Origin of the sequence: Kriegella aquimaris (assembly GCF_900103215.1) — a bacterium.
Classification (GTDB): domain Bacteria; phylum Bacteroidota; class Bacteroidia; order Flavobacteriales; family Flavobacteriaceae; genus Kriegella; species Kriegella aquimaris.
This window is the reverse complement of sequence record NZ_FNGV01000001.1, coordinates 912,647-934,324: the sequence shown is the minus strand read 5'-3', so window position 1 is coordinate 934,324 and position 21,678 is coordinate 912,647. Positions and strand designations below refer to the sequence as shown.

Annotated in this window: 19 protein-coding genes; 3 read left to right on the top strand and 16 right to left on the bottom strand. The window is 40.4% G+C overall.

Going from position 1 to position 21,678, the window contains the following annotated elements:
- Position 1 precedes the first annotated feature (1 nt).
- The 3 genes from pheT to BLS33_RS03930 form a co-directional block, all read right to left on the bottom strand.
- Entirely contained in the window at positions 2-2,431 is a 2,430-nt protein-coding gene (pheT, locus tag BLS33_RS03940) for a phenylalanine--tRNA ligase subunit beta (protein ID WP_089885475.1), read from the bottom strand.
- 258 nt (positions 2,432-2,689) lie between these two features.
- Positions 2,690-3,808, bottom strand: a complete 1,119-nt coding sequence (gene leuB, locus BLS33_RS03935) for a 3-isopropylmalate dehydrogenase (protein WP_089885473.1) — start codon at positions 3,806-3,808, stop codon at positions 2,690-2,692.
- Complete coding sequence (locus BLS33_RS03930) at positions 3,809-4,981, bottom strand: 2-isopropylmalate synthase (RefSeq protein WP_089885472.1); 1,173 nt, start codon at positions 4,979-4,981, stop codon at positions 3,809-3,811. It abuts the gene before it with no gap.
- A 147-nt stretch (positions 4,982-5,128) separates the two neighbouring features.
- On the opposite strand from BLS33_RS03930, the gene BLS33_RS03925 reads away from it, so the two are divergent.
- Positions 5,129-6,673, top strand: coding sequence for a hypothetical protein (locus BLS33_RS03925; RefSeq protein WP_089885470.1), 1,545 nt, complete (start codon positions 5,129-5,131; stop codon positions 6,671-6,673).
- Between the two features lie 9 nt (positions 6,674-6,682).
- On the top strand, positions 6,683-7,543 hold the full coding sequence (locus tag BLS33_RS03920; protein WP_245731273.1) for a DMT family transporter: 861 nt from the start codon (positions 6,683-6,685) through the stop codon (positions 7,541-7,543).
- Positions 7,544-7,548: 5 nt separating this feature from the next.
- On the opposite strand, the gene BLS33_RS03915 is transcribed toward BLS33_RS03920, so the two are convergent.
- The 11 genes from BLS33_RS03915 to BLS33_RS03865 all read right to left on the bottom strand — a co-directional run bounded on the left by BLS33_RS03915 (position 7,549) and on the right by BLS33_RS03865 (position 17,882).
- Positions 7,549-8,079 carry a DUF4252 domain-containing protein gene (locus tag BLS33_RS03915; protein WP_245731271.1) on the bottom strand — a complete coding sequence of 177 codons (531 nt, stop codon included), beginning with the start codon at positions 8,077-8,079 and terminating at the stop codon, positions 7,549-7,551.
- A gap of 38 nt (positions 8,080-8,117) precedes the next feature.
- Positions 8,118-8,816 (bottom strand): RluA family pseudouridine synthase, encoded by a 699-nt coding sequence (locus BLS33_RS03910; protein WP_089885467.1) that lies wholly within the window; start codon positions 8,814-8,816, stop codon positions 8,118-8,120.
- Positions 8,816-9,322, bottom strand: coding sequence for a signal peptidase II (gene lspA, locus BLS33_RS03905; protein WP_245731269.1), 507 nt, complete (start codon positions 9,320-9,322; stop codon positions 8,816-8,818). Before lspA ends, BLS33_RS03910 begins: the two co-directional genes overlap by 1 nt.
- 16 nt (positions 9,323-9,338) lie before the next feature.
- Positions 9,339-10,157 (bottom strand): 3-methyl-2-oxobutanoate hydroxymethyltransferase, encoded by an 819-nt coding sequence (panB, locus tag BLS33_RS03900; RefSeq protein ID WP_089885465.1) that lies wholly within the window; start codon positions 10,155-10,157, stop codon positions 9,339-9,341.
- Positions 10,158-10,406: 249 nt separating this feature from the next.
- Positions 10,407-11,750, bottom strand: coding sequence for a Gfo/Idh/MocA family protein (locus BLS33_RS03895; RefSeq protein WP_089885463.1), 1,344 nt, complete (start codon positions 11,748-11,750; stop codon positions 10,407-10,409).
- A 210-nt stretch (positions 11,751-11,960) separates the two neighbouring features.
- On the bottom strand, positions 11,961-12,569 hold the full coding sequence (locus BLS33_RS03890; RefSeq protein ID WP_089885462.1) for a DapH/DapD/GlmU-related protein: 609 nt from the start codon (positions 12,567-12,569) through the stop codon (positions 11,961-11,963).
- Positions 12,570-12,635: 66 nt separating this feature from the next.
- Positions 12,636-13,481 (bottom strand): alpha/beta hydrolase, encoded by an 846-nt coding sequence (locus BLS33_RS03885; protein ID WP_089885460.1) that lies wholly within the window; start codon positions 13,479-13,481, stop codon positions 12,636-12,638.
- Positions 13,482-13,682: 201 nt separating this feature from the next.
- Positions 13,683-14,306, bottom strand: coding sequence for a DUF998 domain-containing protein (locus BLS33_RS03880; RefSeq protein ID WP_089885458.1), 624 nt, complete (start codon positions 14,304-14,306; stop codon positions 13,683-13,685).
- Positions 14,307-14,360: 54 nt separating this feature from the next.
- On the bottom strand, positions 14,361-15,404 hold the full coding sequence (locus BLS33_RS03875; protein WP_089885456.1) for an alpha/beta hydrolase: 1,044 nt from the start codon (positions 15,402-15,404) through the stop codon (positions 14,361-14,363).
- Positions 15,405-15,584: 180 nt separating this feature from the next.
- On the bottom strand, positions 15,585-16,754 hold the full coding sequence (locus BLS33_RS03870) for a Gfo/Idh/MocA family protein (RefSeq protein WP_089885455.1): 1,170 nt from the start codon (positions 16,752-16,754) through the stop codon (positions 15,585-15,587).
- A gap of 249 nt (positions 16,755-17,003) precedes the next feature.
- Positions 17,004-17,882: a bile acid:sodium symporter family protein gene (locus BLS33_RS03865; RefSeq protein WP_089885453.1), complete on the bottom strand. Its 879-nt coding sequence runs from the start codon at positions 17,880-17,882 to the stop codon at positions 17,004-17,006.
- A gap of 329 nt (positions 17,883-18,211) precedes the next feature.
- Here BLS33_RS03865 and BLS33_RS03860 point away from each other — a divergent pair, with 329 nt between their 5' ends.
- Positions 18,212-18,817, top strand: a complete 606-nt coding sequence (locus BLS33_RS03860; protein WP_089885451.1) for a DUF4337 family protein — start codon at positions 18,212-18,214, stop codon at positions 18,815-18,817.
- 46 nt (positions 18,818-18,863) lie between these two features.
- Here the strand turns inward: BLS33_RS03860 and BLS33_RS03855 are convergent, their stop codons facing one another.
- Positions 18,864-19,799: an SMP-30/gluconolactonase/LRE family protein gene (locus tag BLS33_RS03855; RefSeq protein WP_218129527.1), complete on the bottom strand. Its 936-nt coding sequence runs from the start codon at positions 19,797-19,799 to the stop codon at positions 18,864-18,866.
- 156 nt (positions 19,800-19,955) lie between these two features.
- Positions 19,956-21,494 carry a pyridoxal phosphate-dependent decarboxylase family protein gene (locus tag BLS33_RS03850; protein WP_245731267.1) on the bottom strand — a complete coding sequence of 513 codons (1,539 nt, stop codon included), beginning with the start codon at positions 21,492-21,494 and terminating at the stop codon, positions 19,956-19,958.
- Between the last annotated feature and the right edge of the window lie 184 nt (positions 21,495-21,678).

The following is a 21,678-nucleotide window of genomic DNA, read 5'->3' as shown; positions in this document are numbered from 1 at the left end:
TTTAGCGCAACTCGGCTCCAAGTTCCATTTCATATTTCTTACGCAATTTATTCATAATCTTGTCTATTTGAGTATCGGTCAACGTTTTCTTATCGTCAAGAATAGTGAAGCTTACCGCATATGATTTTTTGCCTTTAGGAAGCTTGTTTCCAGTGTAAACGTCAAAAAGTTGAATAGCTTTTAGCAACTTTTTTTCCGTATTAAAACCAAGGTCTTGCACTTGCTTGAAGGTCGCTTCATTATCTAATAGTAAGGCGAAATCTCTTTTAACTTCTTGGTATTTGGGAATATCTTTAAAAACAACTTCGGTTTTGTTTATTAGCGATACAACATTGTCCCAATTGAAATCGGCATATAATACTTCTTGTTTTATGTCGAACCTTTTTAAAATACCGGTATTTACCACACCGAATGTGACCAACTCTTTTTTGTTAAGCACTAGTGTAAGGCCTTCGGAAAAAACGGAATTTTCGATAGCTTGTTGATCAACATCTTTTAAACCCAATCGGGCCAGTACATTTTCAACGATTGATTTAAGAAAATAGAAATCTGTTTTTTGGGTAGCTGTCGCCCAATTTCCTCCCCCATTTCTGCTACCGGTAGCGTAGAGAGCCAAGTGTTTAAGTTCTAACCGGGCCTTATCGTGTTGCTGATACGTTTTTCCAAATTCAAAAAACTGTAAATTCGGTTTTCTCCTATTTACATTGTGTGAAATGGTCTCCAACCCAGAAAATAACATTGATTGACGTAGAACGGAAAGCTCTGCGCTTAACGGATTCAACATCGTTATGGTCTGATCTTTGTCTATATCATCAACGTAGCTGGGGTATTCAGATGAAGTTAGGCTGTTTGTCATTATCTCAAGAAAGCCTTGGGCCGCTAACATGTTGCCAATTTGATCTTGCAATTTATGATCCTCGAACTTAGATGTTTTAGCTATTGAGGCATTCAATTTTGTCTTGAAAGCAATATTGTTATAACCGTATACCCTTAAAATCTCTTCTATAACATCAACTTCCCGTTCTACGTCGACACGATATGAGGGTATGCTAAGACCTAGTCCTGTCTCGGTGACATTCTTTACTTTGATATCCAAAGAGGCTAAAATGGATTTTATAGTGTCTTGGGGAATTTTCTGTCCGATCAGTTTGTCAATTTTATCAAAAGTTAAGAAGACACCAAGGTCTTCTTTTCTCTTAGGATATAAATCAATGATATCAGAGGTGATATTGCCTCCTGCGATTTCTTTGATCAGCAGTGCCGCCCTTTTTAGGCTATACTCAACATTTTCGATGTCAATGCCCCTTTCAAACCTAAAAGAAGCATCGGTGTTCAATCCATGTCGCTTGGCGGTTTTTCGAATCGATACCGGATTAAAATACGCACTTTCCAAAAATATGGAAGTCGTATTTTGTGTTACGCCGGTATTGATACCTCCGAAAACTCCTGCAATACACATAGGCTTTTCACCGTCACATATCATAAGGTCTTCTTCGTGAAGTTCGCGTTCCTCGCCATCAAGGGTCATGAACTTAGTGCCTTTGGCTACCGTCTTTATGACAACCTTTTTACCATATATTCTGTCGGCATCGAAGGCATGTAGGGGTTGCCCCATTTCATGCAATACATAATTGGTAGCATCCACGATATTGTTGATAGGGGTGAGCCCTATGGCCTTCAGGCGATTTTGTAACCATGAGGGTGAGGGTTGTACGACAAGGTCGGTCAAGGTGATACCACAATATCGGGGGGCTAATTCACTATCCTCAACGACCACATTTATTTTTAGCGACCGGTTATCAACATTAAAGTGACTTGTAGAGGGTGTAATAAGTTCTTTCTCGATTTCTCTTTGCTTTAACCCTGCTTTTAAGTCCCTTGCAACTCCGAAATGACTCATTGCGTCGGCGCGGTTGGGTGTCAAGCCTATTTCGAAAACTTCATCGATTTCGGTTTCAAAAACTTCGGATAATGGAGTTCCCGGTTTTATAGAATCATCAAGAACCATGATGCCGTCATGGCTGTCACCTAGACCCAATTCATCTTCGGCACATATCATACCTTGACTTTCTTCTCCTCGTATCTTTCCTTTTTTTAGGGTCCAAGGCTCACCTTCCTTAGTATAAAGTGTGGTTCCAATACCAGCTACGGGTACTTTTTGTCCTTTGGCAATATTTGGTGCACCACATACGATTTGCAGTGGTGTTGAAGTTCCGATATCGACTTTGGTAAGTTTGAGGCGATCGGCATTCGGATGCTTTTCACACTCAACAACATGCCCTACGATTACACCTTCTAGACCTCCTTTTATAGATTCGTAGGTGCTTACACCCTCTACTTCAAGTCCGAGATCCGTCAATAGCTCGGCTGTTTTTTGCGATTCCCAATCTATCTTTAGGAACTGTTTTAGCCAGTTGTATGAAATGTTCATTGGTCGATTTTATAGCCCGTAAAGATAAAACAATGCCATAAGACATTCAATATAGATCCCTTGTTTTATTATTTGTCACAACCATCTTTAGGTTGCGTTCCGGCTTTTGATTCAATTAGTTTTTAAATTTTCGGCGGTAAATTAATGGAAAGCTCAGGTGTTTCGCACCAAGTATACTTTTTTTCCTAATCTATGGGATGACATTAATAGAATACTTGTACGCTAAATGTTTACCCTAAAGATCTTCGAATTAAAATTTTAGATGATGGTAGATTTCCCTAACCAAATATTTTCATCGTTCATGGTAAGGTTATCATCAGAATCGACAATGTTCTCGGCAATAAAATCGCCTACGTAATTGGTGCCGTATTTACTGCTTCCCATCACGTCGGAAGTCACTATATTTTTTTGGAAAGACTTCAAGATTGCCGCTACTACTGCATTTGCTTCTTCGAATAAACCAAAATGCTGCAATAGCATTGCTACACTTAAAATTGATGCCACCGGATTGGCGATATTTTTACCCTTGGCCTGGGGATAGGATCCATGAACAGGTTCGAACATGGCATTTTTTGTTCCCACCGATGCCGAAGGAAGCAATCCGATCGAGCCTAAAACTACGCTGCCTTGGTCGTTCAGAATATCGCCGAACATATTTTCGGTCAATATTACGTCGAATTGACGAGGGTCTAAAATAATCTGAATGGCCGCATTGTCTATAAATAAACAGTTCAGCTCAACTTCGGGGTAGCTTTCCCCAATGTTGGTTACAACCCTTCGCCACAAGCGAGAAGTTTCCAAAACGTTTGCCTTGTCTACCAAAGTGAGTTTCTTTCTGCGCCTTTTAGCCGCTTTGAATGCCATATGGGCGATACGGCTTATTTCACCTTCTGTGTATTCGCAGAGGTCCGAGGCTTTGGTGCCATCTTCACTCAATTTTTTTTCGTTAAAATAAATGCCACCAAGAAGTTCACGATAGATAACAAAATCGGTCCCCTTGATGATATGTTCTTTTAATGGAGATTTTGGCGCCAAAATAGGAAATACCTTAACAGGCCTAATGTTGGCGAACAGGTCCAATTCTTTTCTAAGTTTTAATAAACCCTGTTCTGGTCGAACCCTGGCGTTTGGGTCGTTGTCATATTCCAAGGCACCTATGGCACCGAATAATATGGCATCTGATTTTTTACAAAGTTCAAGAGTGGCATCGGGTAGGGGACTCCCTGTTTTTTTAATGGCGGCCGCACCGACCAAGCCATCGGTAAATGTAAAATTATGGCCAAAAGTTTCTGCTACCGCTTGCAGGCATTTAACCGACTGTTTTAAAACTTCGGGGCCTATTCCGTCCCCGCCTAAGACGGCAATTTTTAAATGCATCTAAGTAAGACTTTCTATGTTTAAATTGCTTGCTACGATAATTTCGTGAATATCGTCATCTAAAACTTCTTTTTTACGATCGGCAAATTTTAGAAATTCCTTATAAACATCATCCAATTGTACCTTGGTAAGTTCGTAACCTACTTTTTTAGCACGGTAGGCCAACGCAGCTCTTCCGCTCCGTGCCGTAAGCACAATTGAGGATTCGTTAACACCCACATCTTCAGGGTCTATTATTTCATAGGTTTCCCTGTTTTTGATAACCCCATCTTGATGTATACCAGAGCTATGGGCAAAAGCGTTAGCACCAACAATAGCCTTATTGGGTTGTACCATCATACCCATTTTTTGCGAGACCATTTGGCTTGTACTATACAGCAATTTGCTGTTGATATTTGTATCAAGGTTTAAATTGGGGTGTTGGCGTAAAATCATCACAACCTCTTCCAATGACGTGTTTCCTGCACGCTCTCCAATACCATTTATGGTACATTCTATCTGTCTCGCACCGTTAATTACACCCGCAATTGAATTTGCCGTGGCCAGGCCAAGGTCATTATGGCAATGACATGAGAGTATAGCTTTGTGAATACCTTTAACATTCTCTTTCAGGTACTTTATTTTCGCACCGTATTCATCAGGAAGACAATAACCCGTGGTGTCGGGAATATTCAAAACTGTCGCGCCTGCTTTTATCACGGCTTCACAGACCCGGGCCAAAAATTCATTATCTGTTCGTCCGGCATCCTCGGCATAGAATTCTACATCTTCCACAAAGGTCTTTGCGTAACTCACGGCATCAATGGCCCTTTCGATTATCGCATTTCTATCAGACTTGAATTTATGAAGGATGTGGGAATCGGAAGTACCGATTCCTGTATGTATTCTAGGTATTTTTGCATATTTCAGGGCCGCAGCGGCCACCTCTATGTCTTTTCTTACTGCACGTGTCAATCCACAGACCGTAGCGTTCTTGACAATCTTCGAAATCTCCTCCACCGATTTAAAATCACCTGGACTAGATACCGGGAAGCCCGCTTCTATTACATCAACTCCTAAATTGTCGAGACGTTCTGCAATGACCAATTTCTGTTTGGTATCCAACTTACAGCCTGGAACCTGTTCGCCATCTCTCAATGTAGTGTCAAAAATTTGTACCTTATCTTTACTCATTATATTTACGTAGTTTTAGCTAGCCTATACGAATATATGGCCAATACCGCGAACGAACTAAGACATACAGTTGTATTTACAACGTTGACATACTTTTTTGATAGTGTAAACTATTGATATACAAACATTTAAACTATATTTTTTACGATGACAAATGGTCATAGAGACGCATTGTTTGTACTGGTAAAATCGCTTTCTAAATCTGAGAAGCGACAGTTCAAGCTTTATGTAGGAAGGTTGGGAGTGAATGCAGATGCTAAATTTTTAGGCTTGTTTAATCTATTGGATAAAATAAGGACTTATGACGAAAAGCTTATTTTGGCAAGTGGCATTGTGAAGAAAGCACAATTGTCAAATTTAAAGGCACACTTGTACAAACAGATTTTGGTAAGTCTAAGATTGAATCCCGTAAATCAGAATATACGAGTTCAAATTAGGGAACAGCTCGATTTTGCCACCATCTTATATCAAAAAGGCCTCTACAGACAGAGCCTAAAGATTTTAGACAAGGTGAAGTCTACCGCTATCGAGAATGAAGAGAAAAACATTGCTTATGAGATTGTAGAGCTCGAAAAAATTATTGAAACCCAATACATAACCAGAAGTATTCCTGATAGGGCCGATGAATTGGCAATTCAAGCAAAAGAACTTTCGGCGCAGAATGTTATGACCAGCAAGTTGTCGAATATTTCGTTGCAACTATATGGGATGATGCTAAAAGTGGGTTATGTGCGCAGTGATGAGGATTATAAGAAGGTAAAACTTTATTTTGAGAGGCATCTTCCCAAATATAATATTGACGATTTAGGGTTCCGTGAAAAATTATGGCTCTATAAGGCTCATTTATGGTATAGTTTTTTAGTACAGGATTTTCTATCGAGCTATAAGTACGCTAGCAAATGGGTCGATTTGTTCTATAGCCATAAAGAGATGATTTACCTGAATCCTGTATTCTTTTTGAAGGGGAATCATTATTTGTTAGAGTCCTTGCTTTATGTTAGATATAGTTCTCAGTTCAAGCAAACATTAGATGACTTCGAGCAGATGGTAGAGAGCAAAGATTTTCCTAAGAACGACAATATTGCCTCGCTTTCTTTTCTATATATGAATGCCAATAAACTGAACCTTCATTTTCTTGAAGGAACTTTCGAAAAGGGCTTGTACCTGGTCAAGATAATCGAATATGGCATCAATAAACATAAAGATAGGATCGATGCCCATCATGTAATGCTGTTATATTATAAGATCGCCTGTCTTTATTTTGGTATTGGTGACAACAAAACATGCATACAATACCTAAAGCGAATCATTAACAACAGGAACCTAAAAATGCGCGAAGACCTGATGTGTTTTGCGCGCGTTCTAAGCTTGGTCGCACATTACGAAGCTGGTATGGATTACCATTTGGAAGTGCAACTGAAGAGCACTTACAAGTTTTTACTGAAAATGAACGATTTGCATGCCGTTCAGAAAGAGATGATCAAATTCTTAAGAAACTTGGCAAATATCTACCCTCACGAATTGCGAGGCGAATTTCAGAAGCTTTATACCGAACTCAAAAAATATGAGCATCATCCGTATGAAAAAAGGGCATTTCTGTACTTGGATATAATTTCATGGCTTGAAAGTCACTTACAAGATAAACCCGTTGCACAGATTATACGCGAAAAGGCCATGGCCGTTACACGATAAACGAACTTCTTGAAAAATTCTAAAGGTCATCTCTCCTATTTACTGGAACTGAACATTGCCATGGTATTCATAAGCACCTCGGGTGCTTTGGGGCGCTATGTTGATTTACCCGTACCCGTTATCATCGCAATTCGTGCGATTTTAGCCTTTTTTTTCTTATTTCTCTATTGCAAATGGAAGGGTATATCTTTAAAAGTAGCAAGTAAAGATAGACTCCCTATTATATTGAGCGGAGTTTTAATTGCATTGCACTGGTTACTCTATTTCTATGCCCTTAAATGGTCAAACGTGGCTATTGGTATGCTTGCTTTGTTTACCTATCCTGTTATTACATCCTTTTTGGAGCCGTTGATGCTAAAGACCAAATTGCAAATGATTCATTGGTTTTTAGGCTTTTTGGTGCTCTGCGGAATTTATTTTTTGGCTCCGGATTTCAATATGGAGAGCTCATATACCCTAGCGGTCTTGGTTGGCCTTTTGTCGGCCCTTGCCTACGCGCTGCGCAATATTATATTGAAGACCAAGGTGAGTACGTATAATGGGTCAATGTTGATGTGTTATCAGTCGGCCATTGCCGGACTTTTATTGTTTCCGGCTCTTTTCTTTACGGATTTAGAACTTATAATTTCACAGTGGCACGGTTTGGTAGCTCTGGGTTTGATAACCACTGCTATTGGCCACACCCTGTTCTTGAATTGCTTTAAACATTTTTCGGTCACTACGGTAAGTATACTTAGTAGTGTGCAGCCCGTCTATGGTATTTTGATAGGCGCTTTATTCTTATCTGAAATTCCGTCTTGGACCACAATTTTTGGAGGTATCTTAATTTTGACTTCCGTGGTCATTGAAAGTTTCAGGTCATACAAATAAATCTTTTATAACTCTTTTTTTTCGGATGAGGGGGCCATATTGTACTGGTTAATGAGTCCGTCACCTAACTTCTGAAATTCTTCGCTTCGGGCCATTTCCCGCACTTTTACAGGGTCGAAATTTCCATTGAAATAGAGAAAAGAACCATTCATATTATTGTTGTTATAAATCAATATTTCTTTGACCGCATTTCGCTTTTCACGAATAGACACCACGTTTCGCTTTAAATCATCATTTTTACGATATACTTCAATGAATGAACTACCAGTGATGCCATTCATTTGTTTGTTCAAAAAATCTGTGCGGGCAGGAGTGGTGCTTGGGAATTGCATGTAGCGCAAATCTTTGGTGTTTCCGATAAGTGATTGCATTTCTGGGGAAATGCCACTAAGCAGCGTTAACATGAATCGGGGCACCCGAACAGCCGTTACTTGATTATCGTTTTTGTGGGCGTCGTAAAAGTTGTCTATCGAATTGTAACTTCCGCAAGAGGCAAGAATTAGGCAGCCAAGCAGGAATAATGTTCTTTTAATCATGGTAGTGTTTCGTTTAAGTTACTAAATGTAACTAAAAACTAGCAACAAGCGTTCCAGATCTGATCGTCGGGTGGAGGGGCCAATAATTGCAGTAGTTCTTTTTTTACGGGATGCACAAATGATAGGCTTCTGGCATGTAAATGAATGCTTCCATCTTTGTTGCTCCGATCAAAGCCATATTTAAGGTCTCCCTTAATGGGGCAGCCTATAGCGTTTAATTGTGCTCTGATTTGATGGTGGCGACCTGTTTGTAAATTGATTTCCAACAAAAAATAATTATCGAGCTTTTTTATAATCGTGTAGTCTAAAATGGCTTGCTTACTTTCTGAAACCTGTTCGTGGTGCGCGTATGACTTATTTTGCTTTGTATTTCGCTTTAACCAATGCACCAATGTTGCACTTTCTTTTTCCGGTTTTTTCTTGACGACGGCCCAATATGTTTTTTTAGCTTCCTTATCGGCAAATAGTTTGTTAAGACGGGGAAGCGCTTTCGAGGTTTTGGCAAATACGACCAGACCTGAGGTAGGCCTATCTAATCGATGGGCTACGCCCAGATATACATTTCCCGGTTTGTTGTATTTCTTCTTGATATAGGCCTTAACCACTTCGCTTAAAGGCGTATCCCCGGTTTTATCGCCTTGAACAATGTCACCGGGCCGCTTGTTGATCGCAATGAGATGGTTGTCCTCATAAATAATTTGGAGGTTCTGCGGGGTTGAGATGATTTTGGAGGCCATTATAATGCCAATTTTTTCTGTCGCAAGCTCACAACAATAATAAGAAGTATTCCTATGCTTACCGAAACATCGGCCATATTGAAAATACCGGTTCTCAAAACACCCCATTTGATTTGGAAAAAATCGGTGACCGAACCATAGGCTACTCGATCTATTAGGTTGCCGATACCCCCACCGATTACAAAAGCAAATGCTAAGGTTAGCCATCTGTCCAAATTCGGTTTTTTTAATACCCGAAACAAAAGGACAAGCAGCACAAAAATTGGAAGCCCTTGTAATAGTATTCTTTTAAAAATAGGAGGGAGGTTCGCTCCGAACCCGAGCATAGCCCCTGTATTTTCCACATTTGTAAGAATAAAGCGATCGTTCAGAAAAGCGACGTACTCCATAGGTGCTATGGTATTTCGAACAACATCTTTGGTCAATTGGTCACAACCGATGTTCAACAGCACTAATACCACGATGCCGAGTTTTGTGATTGTATTCTTATGTGGACTGTTTTTCACGGACAAATCCCTTGCTTTAATATTGTTCTTCGTCACTAGGGAAGTCCCGACTTTTTACATCGGTAACGTAATGTGATATGGCCTGCCCCATTTCTTCGTAAAGGTTCATATATCGCCGTAAAAATCGGGGATTGAACTCGTGCGTCATGCCCAAGAGATCGTGAATGACCAGTACTTGCCCGTCGGCATGTTTACCGGCCCCGATACCAATTGTCGGTATCGAAATGCTCTCAGATACCTTTTTGGTCAAAGTTGCAGGAATTTTTTCGAGTACAATTGCAAAACAGCCCAATTTTTCCAATAATTTGGCGTCTTCCAATAATTTGTCCGCTTCTTGGTCTTCCTTGGCGCGAACGGTGTACGTGCCAAATTTATAAATCGACTGTGGGGTAAGACCTAAATGGCCCATAACGGGTATGCCGGCATTTAATATACGCTTCACCGATTCTTTGATTTCTATGCCGCCTTCCAATTTTACCGCATGGGCACCACTTTCTTTCATGATACGAATTGCTGAGCGTAGGGCCTCTTTGGGGTCACTCTGGTAACTACCAAAAGGAATATCGACAACGACCAAAGCACGTTCGACGGCGCGTATGACCGAGGATGCATGATAAATCATTTGATCTAAGGTGATTGGTAGTGTAGTCTCATGCCCCGCCATTACGTTGCTCGCAGAATCGCCAACAAGAATTACATCGACATTGGCAGCATCAACAATTTTGGCCATGGAATAATCGTAAGCGGTGAGCATTGAGATTTTCTCCCCGTTCTTTTTCATATCCACTAACGATTTGACTGTGACTCTCTTGTATTCTTTTTTAGCAGTTGACATCTATTTGGTTTTGGTGGGATAAATGTAATGAATTTGTTTTATGGATTGCAGTTGGGGTTATAGGGTTTAAAAACTATAGATTTCGATATCGGGTAAACTAAATTGAATTTATAAAAAAAACAGTGTCTGAAACATAGACCCTGCTATTCTTTTTTTTAGCCTAATTTATTTAAAATCAGGAAATAATCCGAATGTTTAAATAGTTTGTGAAAACCTTGTCATATAGGAAAAGAACCCTGTGCTCCCTATTTAAAATTTACGGTATGTCGAATCTAAAAATGTATTCGCCTCGGTCTCGGCGAACTGAGCCGTGTTATTGTCCCAATGCAAGGTTTTGTTCGGAAAACGACCAGCTATAACACCCAATAGGATGGTTTCCGTCAATTTGGCCGCATATGAAAATGGTGCACTACATTCATCTTTACCCAAACATGCATCTACAAATTGATGGTAGTGTTTTTTACCTTCGGAATCATAATCCCTAACCGGGGCTCCCAGATTAAATGATTCGATATCCATTTCCTTGTATTCCCCGTCTACGATTAGCTTAGGGAGTTCTTGGAAATGCGGTAATAGCAATCTGCCTTTTTCTCCCATAAACATAGCTCCTTGCAAGGGTAGTTTCTCTTTATTTGGCAATTTTAGGTCTTTGTGCTTTTTTGGGGCTCCTTTCCCATCATACCATACCCATTTTAGGGTTTCGGTGGTGTATGGGGTTTGAGGAAATTCGTATGTTACCGTATTATGCTCCGGAAAACCGAACCCATTGGGTTTTCTACATTTGTTTTTGATAGTTCTCGGAACATCCAATTGTAAGGCGTTATAAGGTGTGTCGAAAATATGCACGCCCATGTCGCCAAGAGTACCACAACCGTAATCAACAAGCTTTCTCCAATTTGCAGGGTGGTAATATCCATCTTTATAAGGTCTTTCCGCTGCAGTTCCCTGCCAAAGATTCCAGTCAAGAGTTTCCGGTACAGGATCGCTACCTTCAGGAATCGGCCCATCATATCCCCAGTTTTTTGGTGACCAAGCCCGTACGCAGTTGACTTTTCCTATAATGCCAGATTGGATCAATAAGGTGGCCAGCTTGTAATCATAAAAGGAATGAACTTGAATTCCCATTTGGGTAACCAAGTTTTTTTGTTCGGCCAACTTCCGCATTGCTCTAGCTTCTGAAACGTGGTGCGTAAGCGGCTTTTGGCAGTATACCGGTTTGTTCATATTCATGGCCATCATCGAAGCAGGCGCATGGGTATGGTCGGGAGTCGATACGATAACGGCATCGATATCATCGCCCATCTCTTCGAAAAGTTTTCTATAATCGGCAAAACCTTTTGCATTTGGGTGCAATTTTTTTGCGGCGGCCAAATTGTTCGAATCGACATCGCAAAGCGCTACAACATCGACCAGTTCATGAGAAGAAATTGACTTAAGGTCTGCCATGCCCATACCAGCTACACCAATATGTGCGGTTCGTAAGCGACCGTTAGCGCCCATTTTACCAATAAAGGAAGGTGCCAAGGCAACTCCTAATAATCCTAAACTACTCTTTTTAACAAAACTCCTTCGATCGGCATTATGGTTCTCCATAGGTTTTCAATTTTACGTTTAATAATTATCTTAGAAAAAGTGAACGTTCTAAGTATTAGTATGTTCACTGATTTACAAATCAGGCCAAGTCCCATAGCTGACGGGTTCTTGGCAGAATTCAAGTGTCTAATGTACTATTTTTATAGGCTTTGGTAAAATGAATATGAAAAATGTAATCAAAAGAGAGTGAAGTTTTCTTGCGAAATATAATTACTCTTTAGCCTGTTCGACTAATTCAAGTCTTTTCACTGTGGTATTTTTTTCGAGTAAGGTGCCGGGAGATAAAACGGCATTCGCACCTATTTTAGAACCATCTCCTACTAAAGCACCAAATTTTGATACACCGGTATTAATGATTTTTCCCTTGAATTTCACGCGAATGTCTTTTGATTTACGTTCATTATAATGATTTGCGGCGATTGCCCCCGCTTCAAAATTCACGTCTTGTCCGATAATGCTATTTCCAATATAATTAAAGTGGGCTATTGCAGTGTTCGAGCAGATGATAGTACTTTTTATTTCGCATCCAGGGCCTATTCTTACGTTCTTATCTAAAAACACTCCCTCCCTAAAATATGCGTTCGCACCTATAAAACAATTTTCGCTAACGATGACAGGTGATTTTAACGTAACCCCGGGCTCTATAATCGCCGTTTTGTGTACTGCGATACCATTGTCGATAGCATAATTATCATCTAGTTCGGCAATCGCTTTTTCAACAAGGTTTCTGACTTCCGAAGTGATTTCCCAAGGTTTTTTTTGTTCAAGTGTTTCAGTGGTCATCGGGAAGTTTGAAAAAAACTTTGTAATGGCTATCATGGTGACAAACTAATTTTTAGTAACAAATATTCTTAATGCTTACAAGCAAAAGTTCAGCAAAACCGGTTAATTGATATTTACTTTGGGGGTATCGGTCAAATACCCAAGTTCTTGTAGAAAAGCATCTGCAGCGAGAACCGTTTTATCATAATACGTCTTATTCTTATAATTGAAGAACCCATGACCCTGACCCTCGTATAATTCCAGTTTACAGATACTGCCCACTTTTTCCATTACGGTTTTGTAATATACGGCGGTGGCTACAGGTATAAGATTATCTTTTGTTCCTAAAAAAATAATGGTTGGAGGCGCCCCTTTTTGGATATTATGGAGTGGTGAAAAGCTTTTATAGGCACTTCCAATTCTTTCGTAACCATAACCACCAGGGCCATTGTCAATAACCGGATTAAATAGTACCAATGCATTCGGAATGCAATCGATGGACAAGTCATCCGTAGTGGCATTATACGCTGTTGTTAGCGCCGTGGCGGCTGCAAGATGGCCACCGGCGGAACCCCCGGAAGCTATAATTTTATCAGCGTCTACGCCAAACTTTGAAGCGTTTTTTCGAACAAAGCGTATAGCGGAGTTTGCGTCTTCAACGGCGACAAACGGCGTAGTTTTGTTTTTGCTGGCGGTTCGATAATCCGCGAGAAAGCAAACTAGGCCCCTTTTTGAAAAATATTTGGCATGTTCTAGAAATTGAGATCTGCTTCCGCCGTTCCAGCCGCCGCCAAAGAAAAAGATCAAAGCGGGATACTTTTTAGCCGCATCAAAATGAGGCGGTTTATAGACTTCTAAAAAGAGGGCGGTAGTATCGATTTTTTTATATAAAACCTGTTCTTGGGCAAAGCAAATTGAAGAACTTAACACAAGTGTAAATATTAGGGCAACGAAATGGGTTTTAAGCATGGTTTTTTATTTTGATGGTGGTCATGTTTTGAAGTTTATAAATTTATACAAAAACAACCCACCTTTCATTTTTATGGTCGATTTCTATGTAATTTCCTAATTAAATAAGCCTCAAAGGCTTGCATTCTGTTGAGCCTCTGTTTATTCTTCTCGTTCAGTATGGGCTGTCGGCATTGCTATCTTCAGAAAGCGACAACCTTACTATTTCGTGTTCTTAAATATATGGAGACCGATTCGTGAGGTCCACAAGAAAAGTGATAACAGCAACAAACGTTGCCATAGGCCGGTCAAGTTTCTAGATTCAAAAGAACTGATCATAATTAGTAATAGTGCCAATGACAGGATACCGGTTATTACAGAGTAGCGTCGAAATTTTTCAAAAGCGGAGGTGCGATTGAACGAAAATCCCAATAGTAAAATTCCTGTAATGGCAGACATAAAGGTAATGGCAGATACGCGATCGTGAATGATCGACTCAAGAGATCCATCGGGTGGGCAACCTTGGTCACATGAAAATAAGCCGGCAATGGCCATGCCAGTGCCAAAAACTATAAGGAGTGTAGAACCGATGATATGGATTGGTTTTTTTGTCAAATGCAAAAGAAGTGCAATTCCAAAGAGGGCTATCAAAATACCGGAAGGAACAAAACCGGCAAAGTTCATCAATTGTTCCGTATGCGTTCCGGTCGCCCCGAGTTCACTAATAAAATGTGATATGTGATTATAATCGGAACTTAAGCTTGCTGCTATAATAGTGGTACAAATAAATAGAACCGGACCTGCTACTCCTGCCAAACCCAAGAACCTGTTCTTGTTTCTTTCCATAATTCGCCATATTGATCGCTGCACGACGACTCTAATGCCGTACGCCCGTGTTTTTTACTCTACATGATAAATACGTTTCAAAAGTTCGTATTGTTTGTCAACAACAGCTTGATTTTGGCCATGACCCGCACCCGGCAACAAAAAGTATTCTTTTTCCGGCGCTTTGATTTTATCAAAATACGGCTTGTTGATCTCCTTTGACGTTACTATATCTTCTTTGCCCTGAACAAAGTAAACAGGAATCTTAAATTCGAGATTGTTGTGATTCAGGTCAATCTCCGCTAGCATTGGTTTTATTCCGAGTATTTCATGGCCCATTGCGTTTATAAACGAGTAATCGTCACCATCATACCTATTTTTTGAATCGATGTCATTGTCATATTGAGGTGCCGGTTTTGACCATTCATCAGGCGCGGGAACCGAGTTTTTACGTTCGTATTTTTTTATAATGCGCAGTAATTGCCCCGAATTTTTAGCGCTACTGTAGGGAGGTTTTCCTAGTGTTTGTAGTGCCGATATGGCCTCGGTGTCTTCAGCGTTTTTGGCCATTTTAGAGACGATTTGGTAGGCGTTTATAAGGTTATCCGGATAGCCCACATATTGAGAGTTTGCAATGTAGGCATCATACAATTCAGGCTGTTTTGAAACCATGGAAATACCAAGAATCGAACCCCATGAAGTTCCAATAATGGTAATTTTTTGTTTCTGAAGATGCTTGATGAGATATTTGGTAAGTTCGATTCCATCTGCCGTCATTTCTGCTACAGTTATGGGATTTTCGATATAAAAGTCTTCGGTCAGTTTGGCCGGGCTATTTCGGCCATAGGTTCTTCCGGCACCTCTTTGGTCCCAATTTACCAAAACAAAATCCTTTTCCCAAGTGCCATAAATAGCTTCGGCGTACGGACTGATTGCATTTCCGGGGCCGCCGTGAATAAGCAAAACCACAGGTTTACTGACATCGTCTCCTTTAATGGTAACCCATTGTTCTATTCCTCCGATTTCAACAAAATTTTCCTCATTGATCGGTCGCGGTTGTGCTAGTACCGAAACGACACCGAGAAAAAGAAATAGCAGAATACTGAAATTAGGTTTCATGGAGCTATACTTTGATTTGTCGATAAAACTGCACTCCAGTTTTAGTATTTGGGGGCTACTCAAATATAAGAAAAAGTTAGGTGTCGAATACCTATAAACAGGGACATGGCCTAGATAGAAGCTAAAGTGCCTGTACTATTTTTCTCGTTTGTTGATAGACTAACTACTGGTACTACAAAATCAAACATTCAACTGAAATGCGTTTTTTTGAGCGGCCAAAGCCAATTCGGTAGCAAGAAAACAATGGTCTTGCGTCATTGCCGTTTCCGTTCGATTGACCACATCACTGACCAATTGTTCACCATATGGCATATGTATGTTCGTGCAATCGTAATATTTTGTTTCCTTTTGGGTAACAAGAAATAAATGATTGCCTCCCTCACGACCGGCGATATCTATATATTTTCGCATTTCGATATAGCCTTCCGTTCCTAAAATGAATGTTCTGCCGTCGCCCCAAGTGTCTAAACCGTCAGGTGTAAACCAATCAATTCGTACATAGCCGGTAGCATGTCCGCTCCGTAAGCTCATATCTCCAAAATCGCGATAATCGGGGTATTCCGAAGTGCTAAAATTTCCTGTTTGGGAGAAATTGACCTGGGCCTCTTTAGAATTGGTATAATAAAGAAATTGATCGCTTTGGTGCGAACCGATATCGCAAAGTATGCCCCCAGCTTTTTTAGGGTCAAAAAACCAATCGGCACGTGTTTCGGGTCGCATGCGGTGTGGTCCTAGACCAATGGTCTGAACAACCTTTCCAATTGCTCCGCTGTGTACCAGTTCACCTGCCTTTATGGATGCAGGATTTCCTAATCGCTCGCTATACATAATCGAATAAATACGGTCTGTTTTTTTCTGGACTTTTTTTACTTTCTCAAATTGTTCAAAAGTGAGAATACCGGGCTTATCGCTCATAAAATCTTTACCCGATTGCATGACGCGAATGCCCAAGGGAGCGCGTTCGATAGGAATCGATGCACTGGCCACCAATTGAATGGAATTATCTTCAATAATTTCAGCTTCGCTCTTGGCTACCTTAACGTCAGGAAAACGCTTCGTAAAATTCGATAATAAATCGGGTTCCTTGGCGTAAACGGCGACCATTTCACCACCACCGGCAATCAATGTCTGCGCCATACCGTAGATATGACCATGATTAAGACCTATCACCGAAAATCGAATGGATTCTTTGGGCTTCGAACGCTTTTCGGGCTTAAGGATAATTTCATCGGGGCGGGAGGTATTGTGGAGGTCGTTACCGAACAAACTCGTGGGCAGCATTGTGGCCGCTGCCATCCCTGCGGCTGTAGAAAAAGATTTTCTTAAGAAATTACGTCTATTGTCCTTCATGTATTGCTCTTTTATATTTTTTGAAAAATGATTGTTCAGCTGTTTTTTGAAAATGGATAAAAGAATAGCCTTTAATTAAACCGTTTTCAACTACCCAAAGAAAATCCTATTAACTATGTAAAAACTATCAAATATACAATAGTAATGATAATTGTATTCCATGTTTATAAAAGGGGTAGCTGTAATTATCTCAGGATTATTATACGTCTTGTGCGCTAATTATTTTGGCAAGGTTTCGCTTCAAAATCCTTAGTCCGCTAACTGAATGTCTTTTCTATTACCTAGTTTCCACATTAAGATGCCGCCTGTTAAAAACATCCATATGGCATAGGCGACGGTGGGGATTCCCATCTCTACATTGTTCAGTATGGTGGTCGCAATAACGAAGGCGAGAGTACCATTTTGTATGCCGCTTTCGACACTAATTGATATCGCATTTTTTAATTTTAAACTGAAGAGCCTTGCCGTTAAATATCCGATACCCATTGTGCCAATATTTAAGAGTAATGTAACCAAACCGACTCTTTTCATGGCTTTGCCCATTAGCTCAAAATTAGCCGCCATGACCGCGATAAAGACCAAAATAAAGATAACAGTGGAAGCAATTCGCATAGGTCGCTCCATTCGTTTTGCGAAATTCGGCCTATATTTTCGAATTAGCATCCCTATTGAAATGGGGATTACCGTGATAACCAGAATCTGAAGTACGGTATCCATTATGGGTAATTTGATCACTACTCCGGAACCGGAACCAAAATAGTCAAGTGCCATAGACAGTACAATCGGTATCGTAACAATGCTTGCAAAACTGGCAATGGCCGTCAAGGTTACCGAAAGTGCAATGTTCCCGTTACAGATTTGAGTGATAAGGTTACTAGTGGGCCCGCCAGGGCAACAGGCCAAAATCATGATGCCAACGGCCATGGTCGGATCTAAATCAAAAGCAATGGCCAATGAAAACCCAATAATGGGCAGAAATACAAGTTGATTGGTCAAACCGACGAGAACGGCTTTCGGATAGGTTACAATTCTTGTGAAATCTGCGGGGATTAAAGTCATACCCATGCCCAACATAATTATGGCAAGCGATAATGGTAAGAATACCTTGGTTAAAAGTGTGACAATCATAAATTTGGTCGGTTTATAAAAAGTTGGTCGATTCGCTACAGTTCAGTTCTTGAAAATAGTGATTTTATATTTTATACGGAAAGGCGGTTATTTCCCGAATTATTTTATGTTGAATTACGGGACATCTAAGAGAATCACCTTTTCAAGTGGACTTGTTTTTATTAGGAAAGTTCTTTCAATTGACTTCTAGACAGCATCTTTCGTTCTTTTTGTATTTCTTAATTCTTATAAATCACTACTTTTACAAGAAGGATCTCTTGTTGCTTTTTGAAATAGTACAGATTAAGTAACTAAAGCAGAAGGGTCAAATTATTTTTCTAAAAAGAGTCATGAGCAAAAGCAATAAAATTGAAAACAGAGGAGGTGTAATAATTATCGTTATTGTCGGAATGTTGGCCGCAATGGAGGTCATCAAGAATAATTGGGAAGAGGAAATAGCAAAAGCGAGTTACAAGCATGTAAGTTATTCAAATTGGTACAATGCCAAGAGCATCAAGCTGATTATGAAGGAAAACCAGCGCGACTACTTAGAATCTCTTCTCGCCTCAGGTGTCGTCGCAGATGGAAATTCGGAAGATTTGATACAGAGGCTTGAAAAGACCAACATGGCAATTTTAAAGTACGAAGAAGAGAAAGTAGAGATTTTAGAGGGGTCGGCAAATATTCCAAAATCATCATGGTCTCAAGATTTGGATGGTGAAATGGGAAAAATTGTCGGACTAAAAAAATGGGAAGAAATTTCGACCAGCTACGCTAACTTGGTTGCAAAAATCAATATTAGTCTCCTGTTTTTACAAATAAGCATCGTTTTTGGGGTGGTCGGCCTAATCATAAGTGATAACCTTAAATTGCAACAACTATTTACCAATTTGATGATTGGAACGGGGTTCGTTGGTATTGCAATTGGTCTCTATGCGTATTCGCTATTGGTTTGATTCTTTAAGTAGAGCCATCACTAGCGTTAAATGCTCTAAATAGGTTTTACTTGTTGATTTCAACGGCATAGATCATACCTGCCATCATATCGGGAAGCAGTAGGCGTCCCTTTTCTTCCTCCAAATAGAAGTCCGCGGCAGACTTGAGTCCATCGATCAGTACCGTCGATTCTTCCGTTTTTCCGTCGATTTTCCAGACGGCTCCAGCGGCCCAGCTACTGATGTAATAATCCCCCTTACTATCTTGTTCGACTGCATCGGCACCGCGAAATTGACCTTTAAGCGGGGTTAACGCACCATTTCGAGTCACCAAAAAATTGCCCAGAAAAAAAGAGCCTACCATAATATTTCCATCATTATCGACTCCCACACCGTTGGGATTTAACATTAAGGGTGAGGTATCTTGTTTTATGGTAACTTTTCCTTTGAGGTCCGCATGATAGATTCTGCCCGATTGGGGTACCAATTTGGCCTGTTCGCTATCTAGGGGCCAAAGCGCGTTATTTTCGTCACGCATATATTTTGTAGCGCCCATATCGGCAATATAAATACCCTTGCCTTTGGCATCGACCGCCACATCATTCAGGTACAATACCTCTTGCGGGAAATCTTCCTTTTTCAAAAAGACGGTTGCCTTGCCTTTTTTATCGACTTTCCAGACGCGGGTTACATCAGAGAAATACAAATGATTATTAACAAAAGCGATTCCTTTCGGTTCATCAAAACCCGTTGCAAATACTTTTACCCCGTTTTCAGATATTTCAACCAGTTCACCATCACCACTTTCATTTCCATTCATAAGGGTGACATAGTAATTGCCATTAAACCCTTTTGTAATGCTTTCGGGTTTTACGCCAACGTTTACAGGAAATTCGATTTGAGCATGTAGGGCGTACCCGAAGATTAACAACAGGGGAATCAATATCGCATTGCGTAATCGCTTTCTTAAACCGGTTTTATGGGCAATTGATGAATTTTTCATTGTCGAGGAGTGTTTATGGGTTGCTCTTGTTGCTGTTTTAAAAATAAGAAATTTTTGTTTCCTTTGGTATTGCAGCACCTAAAAATTAAAACACTTGCTTATAGCGCTTTTATATCGAATATCACTTTGGTGATATGTCGATAATTTAATAACGCTTCAATCTTTGGTTTGAGATAGCCTTTCGTGTGTTTTTCTACCTTCTTTTACGACGATGGCAATAATTTCTCCAATATCTTTTTGTGACGTCCTGAAATTGACAAAACAAGCTCGTAGGCAATACTTTTCGTTCACAATGGCATTGGATAGAAAAACTTCTCCACCCATTTGTAAATCGTTTAATAGCGCTTCATTCAGCGCATTTAAATAGTCCTCTTTCTGCCCTGCGCTACTTTTATAATGCTTTGGAATATACCGAAACGTCGTAATGCTCAGGTTTTGGGCAATCGCTTCCAATTCTTCGTGGTTCTCGGCCTGTAGCAGTAATAGTTTAGATAATTCAATATCCTCATTAATCAATTTTATATAGCCATTTCTGCCTACTTGCTGTAGCGTTAGCCAGACTTTTAAAGCTCTAAAACCACGGGAGTTTTGCAATCCGAATTCATAGAAATTCTGCGCTACTTCACCTTCAACACTACTAAAATTATAATATTCGGGATGCGAACTAAACGTATCGATCAAATGCTGTGGATCTTTGACCAACGTACACCCGGCCTCTAGCGGACTGTATAGCCATTTGTGAGGATCGAGCGCAATAGAGTCCGCTTCTGAAACGCCTTCGAACATACGCTGTAATTCAGGAATAACTGCCGCGGGAATTCCATAAGCACCATCGATATGAAACCACAGATCGTATTTTTTGCAAAGGTTCGAAATTGCCGCTAGGTTATCTACCACGCCTGTACTTACGTCACCCGCCGTTCCGACGACCATTAATGGTTTACAGCCGTTTTTTATATCTTCTTTGATCGTTTCTTCTAGAATCTTTTCGTCCAGTTGGTTCGATGAAGTGGTGGGTATCCAACGAATTGATTTCGTTCCCAAGCCGAATAAAATAGCTGCTTTTTCAATCCAGGTATGGGTTGATTTTGAGCAGTAAACAGTCAGCTTTTCCGAGGCGTTCGAAATACCGTCTTCTTTAATGGATTTTGGAGCTTTGGCCGTTCTCGCCGCTAAAAAAGCCGTGAAATTTGCCATATTGCCGCCACTGACCAAAATACCGCCATAATTGGGCGATACACCAATAAATTCAGCCAACCACTTGACGGTTTGCTTTTCAATTTCAGTCGCGATCGGACTTAATATATGCGCCCCGACGTTGGCATTCACCGAAGAAGCCAATAGATCGGCCAAGGCTCCCAAGGGAGCTGCCGAAGAGGTGATGTACCCCAAAAATTTTGGATGGCCATTGAATAAAGAATTATTGAAAAGCAGGTCGGTCGTTTTGGTAAGCAGTTCGCCAGCGGGAGTGCCATTTGTTGGTAGCGGGGCATCGCCCAGTGTTTTTTGTAATTCACTCGGGGTTTTAGTGGTAGTGACCGGTCTTTCTTCAATGGAATCAATGAAATCGGCAATGCTGTCAATTAATTGATAGCCTAGCTTTTTAAATTCTTCTTTTTTAATTGCTATCGGATTCTCTCGATTTTCAATCATACTTTTAGGTATCTCTTCGTGTGTTAGAATGGCTCGGTTCATAGCACAGCCGGAAAAATTTATTTTGAATTTTTACCCAGCACCAAACCATGGGCTAAAGTTAAGGATTTCCGTTTAGGAAATCAGCCGCAGTGGATTAAGACGGCATGCCGTTGTACAAGAAAAAAGCAGCTGCGGCGGCTTTTGTTGCTTTGGTCATTCTTAGGTCGGTAGGGGAGGTAGCGGT